Origin of the sequence: Rhodococcus sp. ACPA1, from assembly GCF_002300195.1 — a bacterium.
Lineage (GTDB): Bacteria > Actinomycetota > Actinomycetes > Mycobacteriales > Mycobacteriaceae > Rhodococcus_F > Rhodococcus_F opacus.
Map to the genome: position 1 here is coordinate 215,400 of NZ_NSDX01000004.1, position 15,574 is coordinate 230,973.

At 68.8% G+C, this 15,574-nt stretch carries 13 protein-coding genes; 7 read left to right on the forward strand and 6 right to left on the reverse strand.

Annotated features, from left to right (window positions below; translation table 11 throughout):
- The first annotated feature begins 246 nt into the window (after nucleotides 1-246).
- A complete protein-coding gene (locus tag CJ177_RS18840; protein ID WP_061699946.1) occupies nucleotides 247-5,733 on the forward strand; it encodes a biotin carboxylase N-terminal domain-containing protein in 5,487 nt (1,828 codons plus the stop codon).
- 168 nt (nucleotides 5,734-5,901) lie between these two features.
- Nucleotides 5,902-6,279: an SHOCT domain-containing protein gene (locus CJ177_RS18845; RefSeq protein WP_005248631.1), complete on the forward strand. Its 378-nt coding sequence runs from the start codon at nucleotides 5,902-5,904 to the stop codon at nucleotides 6,277-6,279.
- A gap of 56 nt (nucleotides 6,280-6,335) precedes the next feature.
- Here CJ177_RS18845 and CJ177_RS18850 read toward each other — a convergent pair whose 3' ends face one another.
- Entirely contained in the window at nucleotides 6,336-7,229 is an 894-nt protein-coding gene (locus CJ177_RS18850) for a LysR family transcriptional regulator (protein ID WP_095868349.1), read from the reverse strand.
- A gap of 72 nt (nucleotides 7,230-7,301) precedes the next feature.
- Between CJ177_RS18850 and CJ177_RS18855 the strand changes: the two genes are divergently transcribed.
- Genes CJ177_RS18855 through CJ177_RS18865 form a run of 3 tightly spaced genes read left to right on the forward strand, consistent with a single transcriptional unit; the run spans nucleotide 7,302 to nucleotide 10,201 of the window.
- Nucleotides 7,302-8,219, forward strand: a complete 918-nt coding sequence (locus CJ177_RS18855) for an EamA family transporter (protein ID WP_061041147.1) — start codon at nucleotides 7,302-7,304, stop codon at nucleotides 8,217-8,219.
- 25 nt (nucleotides 8,220-8,244) lie between these two features.
- Nucleotides 8,245-9,498 carry a MurT ligase domain-containing protein gene (locus CJ177_RS18860; RefSeq protein ID WP_005248635.1) on the forward strand — a complete coding sequence of 418 codons (1,254 nt, stop codon included), beginning with the start codon at nucleotides 8,245-8,247 and terminating at the stop codon, nucleotides 9,496-9,498.
- The gene (locus CJ177_RS18865; RefSeq protein WP_095868350.1) at nucleotides 9,491-10,201 is read left to right on the forward strand and encodes a type 1 glutamine amidotransferase; all 711 of its coding nucleotides are present in this window, start codon (nucleotides 9,491-9,493) and stop codon (nucleotides 10,199-10,201) included. Before CJ177_RS18860 ends, CJ177_RS18865 begins: the two co-directional genes overlap by 8 nt.
- Before the next feature lie 84 nt (nucleotides 10,202-10,285).
- Here CJ177_RS18865 and CJ177_RS18870 read toward each other — a convergent pair whose 3' ends face one another.
- Nucleotides 10,286-11,299: a type IV toxin-antitoxin system AbiEi family antitoxin domain-containing protein gene (locus tag CJ177_RS18870; protein WP_095868351.1), complete on the reverse strand. Its 1,014-nt coding sequence runs from the start codon at nucleotides 11,297-11,299 to the stop codon at nucleotides 10,286-10,288.
- Nucleotides 11,300-11,506: 207 nt separating this feature from the next.
- On the opposite strand from CJ177_RS18870, the gene CJ177_RS18875 reads away from it, so the two are divergent.
- Both CJ177_RS18875 and CJ177_RS18880 read left to right on the forward strand, forming a co-directional pair.
- Complete coding sequence (locus tag CJ177_RS18875) at nucleotides 11,507-11,953, forward strand: SRPBCC family protein (RefSeq protein WP_054248050.1); 447 nt, start codon at nucleotides 11,507-11,509, stop codon at nucleotides 11,951-11,953.
- Nucleotides 11,950-12,282, forward strand: coding sequence for a metalloregulator ArsR/SmtB family transcription factor (locus CJ177_RS18880; protein ID WP_005248640.1), 333 nt, complete (start codon nucleotides 11,950-11,952; stop codon nucleotides 12,280-12,282). Before CJ177_RS18875 ends, CJ177_RS18880 begins: the two co-directional genes overlap by 4 nt.
- Nucleotides 12,283-12,407: 125 nt before the next feature.
- Here the strand turns inward: CJ177_RS18880 and CJ177_RS18885 are convergent, their stop codons facing one another.
- The 4 genes from CJ177_RS18885 to CJ177_RS18900 all read right to left on the reverse strand — a co-directional run bounded on the left by CJ177_RS18885 (nucleotide 12,408) and on the right by CJ177_RS18900 (nucleotide 15,478).
- Nucleotides 12,408-13,865: an MFS transporter gene (locus tag CJ177_RS18885; protein WP_061041143.1), complete on the reverse strand. Its 1,458-nt coding sequence runs from the start codon at nucleotides 13,863-13,865 to the stop codon at nucleotides 12,408-12,410.
- 84 nt (nucleotides 13,866-13,949) lie between these two features.
- Complete coding sequence (locus tag CJ177_RS18890) at nucleotides 13,950-14,522, reverse strand: TetR family transcriptional regulator (protein WP_005253374.1); 573 nt, start codon at nucleotides 14,520-14,522, stop codon at nucleotides 13,950-13,952.
- A complete protein-coding gene (gene recR / locus CJ177_RS18895) occupies nucleotides 14,519-15,127 on the reverse strand; it encodes a recombination mediator RecR (RefSeq protein WP_005248644.1) in 609 nt (202 codons plus the stop codon). The genes CJ177_RS18890 and recR overlap by 4 nt, the downstream gene beginning before the upstream one ends.
- A gap of 9 nt (nucleotides 15,128-15,136) precedes the next feature.
- Complete coding sequence (locus CJ177_RS18900; protein ID WP_005248645.1) at nucleotides 15,137-15,478, reverse strand: YbaB/EbfC family nucleoid-associated protein; 342 nt, start codon at nucleotides 15,476-15,478, stop codon at nucleotides 15,137-15,139.
- Nucleotides 15,479-15,574: the final 96 nt, after the last annotated feature.

Below are 15,574 nucleotides of genomic sequence, written 5' to 3' on the forward strand. Positions count from 1 at the left end.
GATCCGGGCCTCGCAGAAGTTACGCGCGGGTACATATTTTCGACGTTATGCTCGCATTCCCCGAGCATCGGTCCCGCAATGGCGCAGGTCCGACGATCGCGTTCGGGGCGCCCCTGGAGGTAGTCAAGTGGGTTGTGCAGGGGTGCACGTGTCCGCGAAGGCGGCACCCAGTCCTCGGCGGACATGGCCTTGGCCATCGAAACACTCTGCGGATCAATGAGTTTTACGGAAACGGAGCGATAACAGATGTTCAAGCGAATAGCGATAGTCAACCGCGGCGAAGCGGCGGTCCGCCTGATTCGTGCGGTGCGCGAACTGAACGCCGAGCACAACTACGGCATCCGCACGATCGCACTGCACACCGAGGCGGAACGCCGCGCGATGTTCGTTCGGCAGGCCGACGAGGGTGTGTGCTTGCGCACAGTCAAGACCGGCACCGCCTACCTCGATCACGCCGAGCTGGCCCGCGCGCTGCGCGAGAGCAAGGCCGACGCCGTGTGGGTCGGCTGGGGCTTCGTCGCCGAGGATCCCGCGTTCGTCGAGGTCTGCGAGCAGCTCGGCATCACGTTCATCGGCCCGCCCGCCGAAGCGATGCGCCTGCTGGGCGACAAGGTCGAGGCCAAGCTCCTCGCCGAGAAGGTGGAGGTCCCGGTCGCGCCGTGGAGCGGCGGCCCCGTCGCCACCCGCGCCGACGCCCGCCGTCACGCCCAGGCCATCGGCTACCCGCTCATCATCAAGGCCCGCTCCGGTGGTGGTGGCCGCGGTATCCGCAAGGTGTGGTCGGAGGACGAACTCGAACTCGCGCTCGAACGCACCCAGGGTGAGGCCCAGCGGTCCTTCGGTGACCCCGTCGTGTTCATCGAACGACTGGTCACCGACGCACGCCACGTCGAGGTACAGGTGATTGCCGACAACTTCGGCAACGTCTGGGCTCCCGGTGTGCGCGACTGCTCCATCCAGCGCAAGAACCAGAAGGTCATCGAGGAGTCCAGCTCCCCGCTCCTCACCGCCGAGCAGTCGAACCACCTGCGCACCGTCTCCGCAGAGCTCGTGCGCGCCGCCGGCTACCGCGGCGCCGGCACGGTCGAGTACCTGTACCAGCCCGAGCAGAAGACGTTCACGTTCCTCGAGGTCAACACCCGCCTGCAGGTCGAGCACCCCATCACCGAGGCCACCACCGGCATCGACCTGGTGAAGCTGCAGATCCTCGTCGCGAGCGGTGAGCCGCTGGTCGGCGACTGCCCGCCCGAGTTCGGTCACGCCGTCGAGGCCCGCCTCAACGCGGAGGACGCCGCCAACGGCTTCGCTCCCGCGCCCGGCGCCGTGCAGCTGCTCAAGTTCCCGCTCGGCAGCGGTCTCCGCGTCGACACCGGCATCGCCCAGGGCGACGTCATCCCGCCCGACTACGACTCGATGGTCGCCAAGGTCATCGCCTGGGGTCGCGACCGCTCCGAGGCGCTCGCGCGTCTGCGCACCGCTCTCCGCGAGACCACGGTCGTGCTGCAGGGCGGCACCACCACCAAGTCGTTCCTGCTGGACCTGTTGGACCGCGAAGAGGTCATCTCCGCGTCCGCCGACACCGGCTGGCTGGACCGCACCGACGCAGGCACCTCCAACGTCCCGTCCCGGACCGCGGACGTCGCCCTGATCGCCGCCGCCATCGACGTCTACGACGCCGAGGAGAAGCTCGAGCGTGAGGCGTTCCTGTCGTCCGCTCGCGGTGGACGCCCCCGCGCCGGCCACGCCATCGGCCGCAAGGTGGAGCTCAGCTACCAGGGCCAGGCCTACGGACTCACCGTCACGCAGGTCGGCGCCCACAGCTACCGCGTCGACGGGGACGCCCCCGAGACCGAGGTCGAGGTCGACCGCCTCAGCGAGTTCGAGAGCCGCCTGGTGATCGGCGACCGACGCCACCACGTCGTCTCGGTCGCGGGCCGCGCCCAGTACCTCGTCGAGGTCGACGGCATCAGCCACCAGATCAGCCAGGACGAGGCCGGCGTCGTCCGCGCACCGGCTCCCGCAGTCGTGGTCGCGGTGCCCGTGTCCGTCGGCGACGAGGTCGAGGTCGGCGCCACGCTGGTCGTCCTCGAGAGCATGAAGATGGAGACCGCGGTCCGCGCCCCCGTCGCAGGCCGGGTGCGGGAAGTTCTCGCCATGGTCAACTCCCAGGTCGACGCCGGAACGGCACTGCTGCGCGTCGAGGAGAGCTCCGAGGAGTCCACCGCTCCGAAGTCGCCTCGCGTCGAATTCGATCTCGGTTCTCCCGCTTCGCACGGGAACACCCGGGCCGATGCCCTCGAGCAGATCGACGCACTCGCCGCACTGCTCACCGGTTACGACGTCAGCGCGAAGCGGGCCGGTGTTCTCCTCGCCGATTACGAGAAGCTGCGCGCCGAGATCGCGGGCGACCCGGATCTCGTGCAGGCGGAGCTCGCCCTGCTGAACACGTTCGCGGACATCTGCGAGATCGGACGTAACCGTCCGACCGCAGCCGAGGAGGACGGTGACGAGCGCGTCCACAGCCCGCGCGAGCACTTCCACACCTACCTCCACACCCTCGACGTCGAGCTCGAAGGCCTGCCCGAGTCGTTCACGACCCGGCTGTCGCGGGCGCTGCGTCACTACGACGTCACCGACCTCGAGCGCACCGCCGAGCTGGAGGAGGCGGTCTACCGCCTGTTCCTCGCGCAGCAGCGCATGGACAACCAGGTTCCCGTCATCGCCGCCCTGCTCGATCGGTGGCTGAACGAAAAGAACGCTCCCGGCCGCGCACCCAGCGGACTCGGTGAGGTCCTGGACCGGCTGATCATCGCCACCCAGGTCCGTTACCCGGTGATCGGCAACGTCGCCCGCAACGTGCGGTTCCGGTTCTTCGACGAGCCGCAGATCCGCAAGGCCCGCGAGCAGGTCTACGACGGTGTCCGCGGCAGCCTCGAGTACCTCGCCGAGCGTCCCGACGCCGCCGACTACCAGGAACGCCTCGAGGCCCTGGTCGCCACCCCACAGTCGCTGACCGAGCTCCTCGGGCAGCGGATCGCACGCAAGAGCGCGACCGTCGGGCCACTGCTCGAGGTCGTCACCCGTCGCTACTACGACATCCGCACGCTCGAGGACGTCACGTCCTTCGACCGCAACGGACGGCGTTTCGTCACCGGCAACTTCGATCTGCTCGGCGAGCGCCTCAACCTGGTGTCGGCCGTCGCCGAGTACGCCGAACTGCCCGGTGCGCTCGACGAGATCGGTGCCGTCGCCGCGGAGAACCCCGACAACCTCGTCCTCGACCTCTACCTGTCGTGGACCGCACCGCCCGCTGACCCGAACACCATGTCCGAGGACCTGCGGAAGGCGCTGGCGGCGCTGCCGCTGGCCGCGACCTGCCGCCGGGTCACGGTGTCCGTCTTCGGCGGAACCGACATGGACGTCCGCAAGTTCACGTACCGCCCGGACGCAGGTGTCCTGGCGGAAGAGAAGCTGATCCGGGACATGCACCCGCTCACCGGCCAGCGACTCGACCTGTGGCGCCTGAAGAACTTCGACGGCACCCGCCTCCCCGCGGTCGCCGACACGTTCCTGTTCAACCTGGTCTCGCGCGACAACCCCACCGACGAACGCCTCATCGCGCTCGCCGAGATCCGCGACATCACGCCGGTCCGCAACGAGGACGGCCAGGTCATCGGTGTTCCCGCCGCGGAACGCGTGCTGCAGTCGTGCCTCGACGGCATCCGCCGGGCGCAGGCCACGCGCGGCAGCAAGCGCAAGCTCGACGCCAATCGCGTCGTGCTGTACGTGTGGCCGAAGATCGACGTCCCGGTCGAGGACCTCGAGGCGTTCGCCCGGGTCGCGGCACCGCTCACCGCGGGCGCCGGACTCGAGGAGATCACCGTGATCGCCCGGCTCCAGGGCGAGCCCGGCACGGAGTCGCGGGAGAAGGCTCTGCGCTTCTCCTACCGCACCGGTGCCGGCGTGGTCGTCAAGGTCACCGAGCCGCCGACCGAGCCGCTGCAGCCGCTCGACGCGTACACGCAGAAGGTCCGCAGCTCACGTGCCCGCGGCACCGTCTACCCGTACGAGCTGATCCCGCTGCTCACCGGCCGCGACGGCAGCTTCGTCGAGCACGACCTGGACGAGACGGGCCAGCTGGTTCCCGTCGAGCGTCCGTACGGTCAGAACAAGGCCGGCCTCGTCGTCGGTCTGGTCACGGCCCGCACCGACCGGCATCCCGAGGGAATGACCCGCGTCGCGCTCTTCGGTGACCCGACGAAGGCACTGGGCACCGTCGCGGAAGCCGAGTGCGCCCGCCTCGTCGCCGGTGTCGACCTGGCCGAAAAGCTGGGTGTCCCGGTCGAGTGGTTCGCTCTGTCGTCCGGCGCGACGATCTCCATGGACAGCGGCACCGAGAACATGGACTGGGTGTCCCGCGGCCTGCGTCGCCTCATCACGTTCACGCAGAACGGTGGCGAGGTCAACGTGATCGTGGCCGGCATCAACGTCGGTGCGCAGCCGTACTGGAACGCCGAAGCCACGATGCTGATGCACACCAAGGGCATCCTCGTCATGACGCCGGACAGTGCCATGGTGCTCACCGGTAAGAACTCGCTCGACTACTCGGGTGGCGTCTCGGCCGAGGACAACTTCGGCATCGGCGGTTACGACCGCGTGATGGGCCCGAACGGTGAGGCGCAGTACTGGGCGCCGAACCTGCCCGCCGCGTGCGAGATCCTGTTCGCGCACTACGACCACGCGTACGTCGTTGCCGGAGAACGCTTCCCGCGCCGGGCGCAGACCAGCGACCCGATCGGGCGCGACGTGCGGTCCTTCCCGCACGTCCACCCGTCCAGCGACTTCACCACGGTCGGCGACATCTTCTCCGCGGAGACGAACCCGGAACGTAAGAAGCCGTTCGACATTCGCACGGTGATGCGTTCGCTCGTCGACCAGGACCACACGGTGCTGGAGCGGTGGGCCGACATGGCGGACGCCGACACGTCCGTCGTGTTCGACGCGCACCTCGGCGGTTACCCGGTGAGCGTCATCGGCATCGAGTCGCGGGCCATCGCCCGTAAGGGATGGTCGCCGGCCAACGGTCCCGACCAGTGGACCGCGGGAACGCTGTTCCCGCAGTCGTCGAAGAAGACGGCCCGGGCGATCAACGCCGCCAGCGGCAGCCGTCCGCTCGTCGTGCTGGCCAACCTGTCCGGCTTCGACGGTTCCCCGGACTCGCTGCGGCACATCCAGCTCGAGTACGGCGCCGAGATCGGCCGCGCCATCGTCAATTTCGACGGCCCGATCGTGTTCTGCGTCGTCTCCCGCTACCACGGTGGCGCGTTCGTGGTGTTCTCCGGAGCACTGAACGACAACATGGAGGTGCTGGCGGTCGAGGGTTCGTTCGCCTCGGTCCTCGGTGGTGCCCCCGCCGCGGCCGTCGTGTTCACTCGCGAGGTCAACTCGCGGGTGGCCGCCGACCCGTCGATCCGGGAGCTCGAGGCCAACCTGGCGGGCGCCCAGAACGACGCCCAGCAGGCTCACCTGCGGGTGGAGCTGGCGGCCCAGCAGGCTGCGGTGCGCAACGAGAAGCTCGGTGAGGTCGCGGCCGAGTTCGAGGCCGTGCACAACATCCAGCGGGCACAGCGGGTCGGCTCCGTCGACGCCGTCATCCCGGCCGTCGAGCTGCGTCCGTACATCATCGGTGCGGTCGAGCGCGGCATGCGCCGGGCGGTCGAAGCAGGCAAGTAATCCCCACCCGAACGGCCGCGGCACCTACCGGTGCCGCGGCCGTTCGGCGTTTCGCGACCGCGGGCGGGTCGGCAGCGGCCACATTTCACCTGTTTCGGATGACGCGGGCGCCCCGGCCCGGTGCGATAGTCGGCGCAGAGTGAATTCGACTGTGAATGGAGCGCTGCAATGGACTCTTTCTGGGACTTTCTCTGGGTGATCATCGTCACCTTCGGCTTCGTGGCCTACCTGATCCTGTTGTTCTCCATCATCACCGACCTGTTCCGCGACCATAAGACGTCGGGCTGGGCGAAGGCCATCTGGATCGTCTTCCTGTTCTTCATCCCGCTGCTGACCGCGCTCGTGTATCTCATCGTCAAGAGCGACGGCATGGCCCAGCGGTCGATGGCGGCCGCGCAGCAGGTGAAGCAGGCGCAGGACAGCTACATCCGTTCCGTGGCGGGCAAGTCCTCGGCCGAGCAGATCGCGGACGCGAAGGCCCTGCTCGATGCAGGCACCATCACACAGCAGGAGTACGAGACGCTGAAGGCCAAGGCGCTGGCCTGACCCGCACCGTCACCGTCGAAGGCCCGCCCCGGTGCGGGCCTTCGTGCTGTCGGGGGTCAGTCCCGCACCCGTGCCGCGACGTCCCGGAACGCCTGCAGCACCGTGGCCACCGCGGGGACGTCGTCGGCTGCCGGCCGCCGGGCCAGTTCGTAGATCCGGGCCGCGCGCACCCCGGCGAGCGGGAGCTGCACCACCGTGCGGCTCGTCACCGCATGGCGGGCCAGCAGGGCCACGCCGTGACCGCCGGCGACGAGTTCCTCGATGACCCGGAAGTCGTTGATGCGCATCACCACATGCGGCTGCACACCGGTCGCGGCGGCCACCGACATCAGCACGTCGTCGACGGGGAACCCGCCGCGCACACTGATCCACCTCTCGTCCGCCAACTGGTCCGGGCGGACCGCATCCTGTTCGGCGAGCGGATGGCCGGGCGGCAGGATGAGGTCGATGGGTTCGCGCATCAGCGGTTCAGCCGTCACCCGCGGCGAGGACGAGTCCGGGGCCCGCTCGTCGCGATGCGTCAGCACCACGTCGTAATCGGCGAGCAGGGTCGGCACCGCGGCGGCGGGCAGGTCCTCGTCGCGCGCCTGCACGTCCACCCCACTGCCTTCGAGCGCGTCCAACAGTCCGGGCAGCAGCAGCGCGGCCCCGGACGGGAACAGCGCCACCCGCACCCGGCCGCGCGGCGAACCGCGGTAGGCGCTCATCTCCGCCGCCGCGCGGTCCAGGGCGGCCACGACGTCGTCGGCGCGGACGACGAGCGCCTGACCGGCGTCCGTGAGCCGCAACCGGCGGCCGGCGGGTTCGAGCAGGGTCACCCCGGCCTCCCGCGAGAGGATCTTGAGCTGCTGCGACACCGCCGACGGCGTCATCGACAACGCCTGCGCGGTCGCCGCCACCGTGCCGCGGTCCGCGAGCTCGCGCAGCACGTGCAACCGGGTCGCATCCATGTAGCAAAACTACATTGATAGTGCACTTTAATGCGCTTGTCCTGATTGTTTCCGGCCCTCACGATGGAAGGCATGACCTCCCGCGACCGGCTGCTCGGACTCACCGTCGTCGTCCTGTGGGGGCTCAACTTCCTCGCCATTCGCGCGGGCCTCGATCACTTCCCACCGTTCTTCTTCGCCGCGCTGCGATTCTTCGTCATCGCGATCCCGGTGATCCTGTTCGTTCCCCGACCGCAGGTCCCGCTGAAGTGGCTGCTGGTGTACGGCCTCGGGTTCGGCGTCGGCCAGTTCGCCTTCCTGTTCTGGGCCATGCACGTCGGCATGCCCACCGGGCTGGCGTCGCTGGTCCTGCAGTCCTCGGCGCCGTTCACCGTGGTCCTCGGCGCGGTCCTGCTGCGGGAGCGACTGCGGCCGACGCAGGTGTGCGGGCTGCTGGTGGCGATGGCCGGGATGACAGTCATCGGCTGGGACCGCGCCCAGCACGCCGCGCTGCTGCCGGTGGCCCTGACGCTGCTCGCGGGACTGTCGTGGGCGCTGGGCAACATCGGCAACCGCAAGGCCGCGTCCGATCAGCCGATGCGCCTGATGCTGTGGATGTGCGTCATTCCGCCGCTGCCGATGCTGGCGCTGTCGTTCGGCGTCGAGGGTCCGTCGGCGGGCTGGGACTCCCTGACGTCGTCACTGGACGGCAACGGCCCGCTCGCGCTCGCAGGCCTCGCCTACATCGTGATCCTCGGCACGGTCGCGGGCTCGGGTCTGTGGACGGCACTGCTCAGCCGCTACCCCGCCGGGATGGTCGCACCGTTCTCCCTGCTGGTTCCCATCGTCGGGATCGGGGCGTCCTGGCTGGTGCTGCACGAGGAGCCGAGCGTCCTGTCGCTGATCGGCGGGGCCGTCGTCATCGCCGGTGCCGCCGCCACCCAGGTGCGTGGCAGGGTGCGTCCGAGCACACTTTCGCACTCACCTGCACCCGCGCGAGTCGGCGTCTGACCGGACCCTGTGCAAAACTCGCGGAGTGAGTACTGGAACTGGGATCACGACGCGCGGCAAGCTCGCCCTGCGCGCAGCGGCGGCGGCCTCCTGGGCGTCGCAGAAGGCGGGCCGCGGCAAGGGCTCGATGATCGGCGGACTGATCGCCCTGAAGATCGACCCGACACTGATGGAGCAGCTCGGCGCCGGCCGACGCACCGCGGTGATCACCGGCACCAACGGCAAGTCCACCACCACCCGGATGACCGCGGCGGCGCTCTCCACCCTCGGTGAGGTCGCGACACAGGCGGACGGCGCCAACATGGACGCCGGCATCGTCGCGGCGCTCAGCACCCGCGTCCACGCGCCCCTCGCCGCCCTCGAGGTCGACGAGCTCCACGTCCCGCACGTCAGCGACGCCGTCAACCCCGAGGCCCTCGTTCTGCTCAACCTCAGCCGCGACCAGCTCGACCGGGTCGGCGAGATCAACATGATCGAACGCAAACTCCGCGCCTGCGTCGCCGCGCACCCGGAGGCCGTCGTGATCGCCAACTGCGACGACGTCCTCGTCACCTCGGTGGCCTACGACGCGAAGAACGTCGTCTGGGTCGCCGCCGGGGGCGGATGGGCCAGCGACGCCGCCAGCTGTCCGCGCACCGGTGAACCCATCGTGTGGGAGGGCTCGCACTGGCGCAGCACGGGTTCCGACTTCGCGCGCCCGACCCCCGACTGGTGGCTGGACGACGAAAACCTGTACGGGCCCGACGGTCTGAAGATCCCGATGACCCTCGCCCTGCCCGGACGCGCCAACCGCGGCAACGCCGCGCAGGCCGTCGCTGCGGCCGTTGCGATGGGCGCGAAGGCGGAGGACGCCGTCGCCGCGGCGGCCACCGTCCAGGAGGTCGCAGGCCGCTACAGCACCGTCGAGGTCGGATCGCACTCCGTGCACATGCTGCTCGCCAAGAATCCCGCCGGCTGGCAGGAAGCGCTGTCGATGATCGACCCCACCGTCGACGGACTCGTGATCGCCGTCAACGGGCAGGTTCCCGACGGCGAGGACCTGTCCTGGCTGTGGGACGTGCGGTTCGAGCACTTCGAGGGCGTCAAGGTGGTGGCCGCCGGCGAACGCGGCACCGACCTGGCCGTCCGCCTCACGTACGCCGGCGTCGAGCACACGCTCGACCCGAACCCGTTGCGGGCCATCGCGTCCTGCCCGCCCGGACGCGTCGAGGTGCTCGCCAACTACACCGCCTTCCGCGACCTGAACACCGCCATCGCGAAGGAGGCGCGCAATGTCTGACTCGACCGTACGCATCGGCCTGGTGCTGCCCGACGTGATGGGCACCTACGGCGACGGCGGCAACGCCCTGATCCTCCGGCAGCGACTGCGCATGCGCGGATACGACGCGGAGATCGTCGAGATCACGCTGAACGACCCGGTCCCGGAGTCCCTCGACGTCTACACGCTCGGTGGGGCCGAGGACTCGGCGCAGCGCCTTGCCACCCGGCACCTCGCCAAGTACCCCGGACTGCAGAAGGCTGCCGAACGCGGCGCCCCCGTCCTGGCGATCTGCGCCGCGATCCAGGTGCTCGGCAACTGGTACGAGACGTCGAGCGGCGAACGCGTCGACGGCGTCTCGATGCTCGACGTCACCACGTCCCCGCAGGCGACGCGTTCCATCGGTGAAGTGATCACGACACCACGGATGAACGGGTTGACGCAGCCGCTCACGGGGTTCGAAAATCACCGCGGCGGAACCACACTCGGCGCCGAAGCCCGCGGCCTGGCCCGGGTCACGCACGGCGTCGGCAACGGCGTGGGGGACGGGCTCGAAGGCGTCGTCCAGGGTTCCGTGATCGGCACGTACATGCACGGACCCGCGCTCGCCCGCAACCCCGAACTCGCCGACCTGCTCCTGAAACGGGCGCTGGGCGTCGACGAGCTCGCGCCCCTCGACCTGCCCGAGGTCGAGCAGTTGCGCCGGGAGCGCCTGCGCGTCTAGGCACGTGAGTGGCAAAGCGTCGTCCCGTACGCTTTCGCACTCACCTCCGCAGGTGAGTGAGAAAGAGTGGCCGGGCACTCTTTCTCACTCACGTGGGCAGGCCGGACAGCGGCGCGACATGTCGGCCCATCCTTCGCGGACCAACACCCGGCGCACTTCCTCGAATACCCCGCAGGGGTCGCGGGTCGTCTCATCCCACCCGTAGACCAGCCGTGGACGGTCGGCCAGCTCCGCCGCGTTGTCGCGCCGACGGTCACGGAAACGGGACTGTTGCGCGCTGTGATACTGCTGCCCGTCGAGCCGCACGATCAGCGGCACACCCATGGGGCTGTAATCGACGTCCTCGTACAGAATCCGGCCGTCCACGACGTGCGGCATCTGACGTTTCCCGCTCGGCAGCCCGTGTGCCCGTTCGACGTCGAGTGCGTAGCGATGTTCGAGGGCCGATTGAACGCCGTCGCCGAGCAGCATCACGGCGTCGGCGATGTCGGTCGCATACCGGTGTGGACGCCGGACCTCGAGTTTCCGCCGGAGCACCTCGACGTGGACCTTGCCACTCGTGGCGGCCTCGATGAACCGGAGGGCCGCCTCCCGCGGGGTGGCCTCGGACACCGCCAGGTCGATCACCGTGTCGGCCAACGATGTCCGTGGCCGACGGAACGGGACCGAGATGTGCTCGAACGCGCGGGACCGATGGACCACGACGCCACCATGAACGAGTGCGTTGCCGACCGAGGTCGGGCGCGGACTGCCGGGTGAGCGGACAGTCGGCCCCTGATTCACCGCAGAGCAGTTGTAGGGGACGGTGATGTGGATCGGCGCCGACGGGCCGTCGACGCGGAGCAGTCCCCATTCCTCGGCCGCGGTCCGGTGACTCAGGATCGCCCGGCCGCCGTACAGGAGTGCGGCGGAGAGGGCCATCGGGCGGGTCAGCGGACCGTTGGTGACCGCGATGACGCGCGGCAGCACCCGCAGCCACTGGCCGGACACCACACGATGCCGGAGTGCTGTGGCACTGACGCCGTGCGCCCGGAGCTGTGCCGTGGTGACGACGCCGTCCTGGGCGTCGAGAATGGACTGCCATGAGTCGTGTTCCATGCCCGGAACGGTGTCGGCCCGCCCCGACAGGAACCGCCCCTCCCAACCATTTTTTTCCACAGCCTGTGGATAACCCATGTGAGTGAGAATGCGCCTCCGGGCACACATCGGCACTCACCTGCGGAGCGCAACCGAAGGGTTGCAGAACGTTGGAAAAAGTGCAACTATGGAGTTGCACATCAACCGTCGTCGAAAAGGTGGCCCACCATGGACGCATCGAGCAGCATCACCCGGACCGTTGTCGTGAACGCCCCGAGATCGGCGGTGTGGGCGGCGATCACGGATCCCGACAAGATCAGCCAGTGGTTCGGGCAGCGCACGTCGCTCGACCTCAGCGTCGGCGGCAAGGCCGCCTTCACCTGGGACGAGCACGGCACCGCCCGCGCCGTCGTCACGGAGGTCGACGAACCGAACGCGTTCGGCTTCCGCTGGGCCGCCGACATGGAAGCAGACCCGGTGATCGGCAACTCCACCCTGGTGCGGTTCACGCTGTCCGAGCACGCGGCCGGCACCGAACTGACCGTCGTCGAGACCGGGTTCGACACCCTCGACCGCGACGTCGCCGACCAGAAGCGGGCCCGCGAGGGCAACGTCCAGGGCTGGCACGCCGAACTCGACGAACTGGTCGCGTACCTGCACGGCGTGAAGGCATGACAGTGGGCACGTACGCCGAACTGGCCTCGGTGTTCGCGGCGCTGTCCGACGAGACCCGCTGGGAGATCCTCACCGAACTCGGGCGGGCCGACCAGTCGGCGTCGTCGCTCGCCACCCGGCTTCCGGTGTCGCGGCAGGCCATCGCGAAGCATCTGAATGCGCTGCAGGCCTGCGGGCTGGTGGAGTCGGTGAAGGTGGGCCGCGAGATCCGCTACCGCGCGCTGGGCGCCGAGCTCAACAAGACGGCGCGGACGCTGGAACGGATCGGCGCCGAGTGGGATCGCCGGCTGGCCGCCATCAAGCAGATCGCGGAATCGATGGAGGAGTAAAGACCCCAGACAGGGGTTCGGCCGGGAATGCTTCTGCATTCTCGGCCGGATCTCTGCTTCTCGAGTTTTCTCTGCTCACAGGTACATTTCCTCGATCCGCATCACTGACGATACTCGCGAGTGATCTACGTCACAAGAGGCTCTACCGGACTTTTCTTCATCCGATCGTGTCCCGGCAGGGCCAGGGAGACCGCGAACACCAGGACCGCCAGCACGGCGCACACCCCGTAGGCGATCGAGAATCCGGCGGCCGAGGCGACACCGCCCACCATGCTCGCCGCCAGGACCGTCGCGACCACCGCGCTGCACATGGTGGTACCCATCGTCCGCAGCAGGACGTTGACGCCGTTGGCCGCGGCCATCTGCGTGGACGGCACGGCCCGCACGATCAGCATCGGCAGTGTGCTGTACACCAGCGCGGTGCCGACGGCCGCGACACCGAGCGCCGCGATCACCATCCACAATTCCTTGTGCGGCACGGTGTGCAGCGCGTAGCCGAGGACGAGACAGATCGCGCCCGACAGGATCGTCACCTTCGACCCGTAGCGTTCGGACACCCGGGCGCCGACCTGCGCGAAGACGATCATCGACAGACTCGTCGGCAGCTGGCACACCGCGGCCTGGAGGATCGTCAGGCCGTAGCCGGCGTCTCCGCGGGGCGCCTGCAGCAGCTGTGTGGTGATGAGCGCGTTTCCGTAGAACGCGAACCCGACGAGAAGCGCCGTGACGTGCGGCAGCAGCACCGACCGTCGCGCCGACACCCGCAGGTCCACGAGCGGGTTCCGGTTGCGCAGCTGCTGATGTCCCCACAACGCGAACAGGAAAACCGCGGACGCGAACATGCCCAGCACCGCGGGACTTCCCCAGCCCCACGAGCTGCCCTGGGTGATCGGGACGAGCAGGCAGACGAGGGCGGCGGTCAGACCGACGGCACCGACACCGTCGAACCGCCCACCCGACCGCACCTCGGACTCGCGGATGAACAGCACCGCGGCTGTGGTGACCGCGAGCCCGATTCCCGCGATGACCCAGAAGAGGACGTGCCAGTTGGAGTACTCGGCGACGGACGCCGCGAACGGCAGTCCGAGCGCCGTGCCGATCCCGAGGGTCGAGCTCATCATGGCGATGGCGCCGTTGACCTTCTCCCGCGGCAATTCGTCGCGGAGGATCGAGATTCCGACCGGGATGACGGCGGCGCCTGCCCCCTGCAGTCCTCGCGCGAAGATCAGGAACGCGATGTCGGACGTCACGGCGCAGATCAACGCGCCGAGCGTCATGAAGACGAAGGCGACGAGAAGCATCCGCTTCTTGCCGAACATGTCGGCGAGCCTGCCGAAGATCGGGGTGACGACCGCGCCGACCAGGAGGGTGGTGGTGATCAGCCAGGACACCGACGTCTGACTCGCGCCGGTGAACGTCGGCATGCTGGGCAGGAGGGGCACCATGACCGTTTGCAGGACGGCCTGGAACACGCCCGCGAACGCGAGAATCGGGAAGAGGTAACGCGATCCGCCGGCAGAGTCCGGCGGTGCGACCGGCTGATCCGCGAGCGCCGACAGTGGGCGCGGCAACGAGATCGTCAAGCGTCACCCCTTGCACAGCTGGTAAATGGTTGTTCACCAGATTAGGTGAACAACCATTTACCCCGCAAGCCGGACAATCCGCCCTCAGCCGTCGAGCAACTCCTGCACCAGCGGGGCATAGTGGGCCACCACCTCTTCCGGGGTGCCTGTCGCGTGCTCCTGCATCATCTTGCGACGCATGACGGCGAGACCCGTCAGCATCGACATCACCAGTTCGGCGCGCAGCCGGGCATTCGGCCCGGGTAGTCGTTCGGCCAGCGCGTCGATCATCTGCGCCGAATAGTTGGCGCGGAGCTTGCGGCTGCTCTCCTCGCTCGGCCCGCTCATGAACAGAATGTTCAACGACAGGGGCTTGTACGGTTCGAGCGGCCGCGCGAACATCGACACCATCCGCTCACCGAGACCGTCCAGCGGACCGCTGAACACGATCTCCGCGGCGGCGCGGAAATCGACGAGCGCGTCGAACAGCTGCTCCTTCGACCCGAAGTACTTGATGATCAGCGGTGCGCTGACCCCGGCGTCCTCGGCGATGTCCTTGAGCGTGATCTCCCGATACGGACGTGTCGCGAACGCCCGCCCCGCCGCGTCGACGATCAGCGACCGCGACTGCTCGGCCGTCCGCTTCACCGGCGCGGCAGTGCCCGGATCCGACGTCACAGCGTGCGTCTCCCCGACAACGCCCTGCCCAGCGTGAGCTCGTCGGCGAACTCGAGGTCGCCGCCCATCGGCAGACCCGACGCGAGCCTGCTGACCGTCAGCCCGGGGAAGTCCCGCAGCATCCGCACCAGATACGTCGCGGTGGCCTCCCCCTCGGTGTTGGGGTCGGTCGCGATGATCACCTCGGAGACGTCGACGCCGTCCTCCTGATTGCCGATGCGCGCGAGCAACTCCCGGATACGGAGCTGATCGGGGCCCACCCCGGACAGCGGATCCAGCGCGCCGCCCAGGACGTGATAGCGGCCCTTGAACTCGCGCGTGCGCTCGACGGCCTGGACGTCCTTCGGCTCCTCGACCACACAGATCACCGTGCGGTCACGGCGCGGATCGGCGCAGATGCGGCAGTGCTCCTTGTCGGAGACCGTGCCGCACACCACGCAGAACTGGACGCCGTCGCGCACCCGCTGCAGCGCATTCTTGAGCCGGTCGATCTCCGGCGGCTCGACGCTGAGCAGGTGGAACGCGATGCGCTGTGCGCTCTTCGGCCCGACGCCGGGCAGCTTGCCGAGCTCGTCGATCAGATCCTGAACCGGACCTTCGTACACGCCGCGCCTCTAGAAACCGGGGAGACCGGGCAGGCCTCCCCCACCGAATCCACCCGCGAGCGGACCGAGCTTCTGCGCCGCGATCTCCTGCGCCTTGTTCGACGCGTCCTCGATCGCACCGATCACGAGGTCCTGCAGAGTCTCCACGTCGTCGGGATCGACGACCTTCGGATCGATCTTCAGACCGACCACTTCACCTGTCCCCTTGACCGTCGCGGTCACGAGTCCGCCACCGGCCTGCCCGGTGACCTCGGCCTCGGCCATCTCCTGCTGAGCGGCCATCAGCTGCTGCTGCATCTGCTGTGCCTGCGCGAGGAGCTGCGACATGTCGGGTTGTCCACCTGGTTGCACTGACGTGGTCCTTTCTGCTGTTTCCCCTGCCAGAGTAGACCGTGACCGTCAGCGCGGTCCGGCGCCGACGCCGTCGTGGGACTCACCACGACGGCG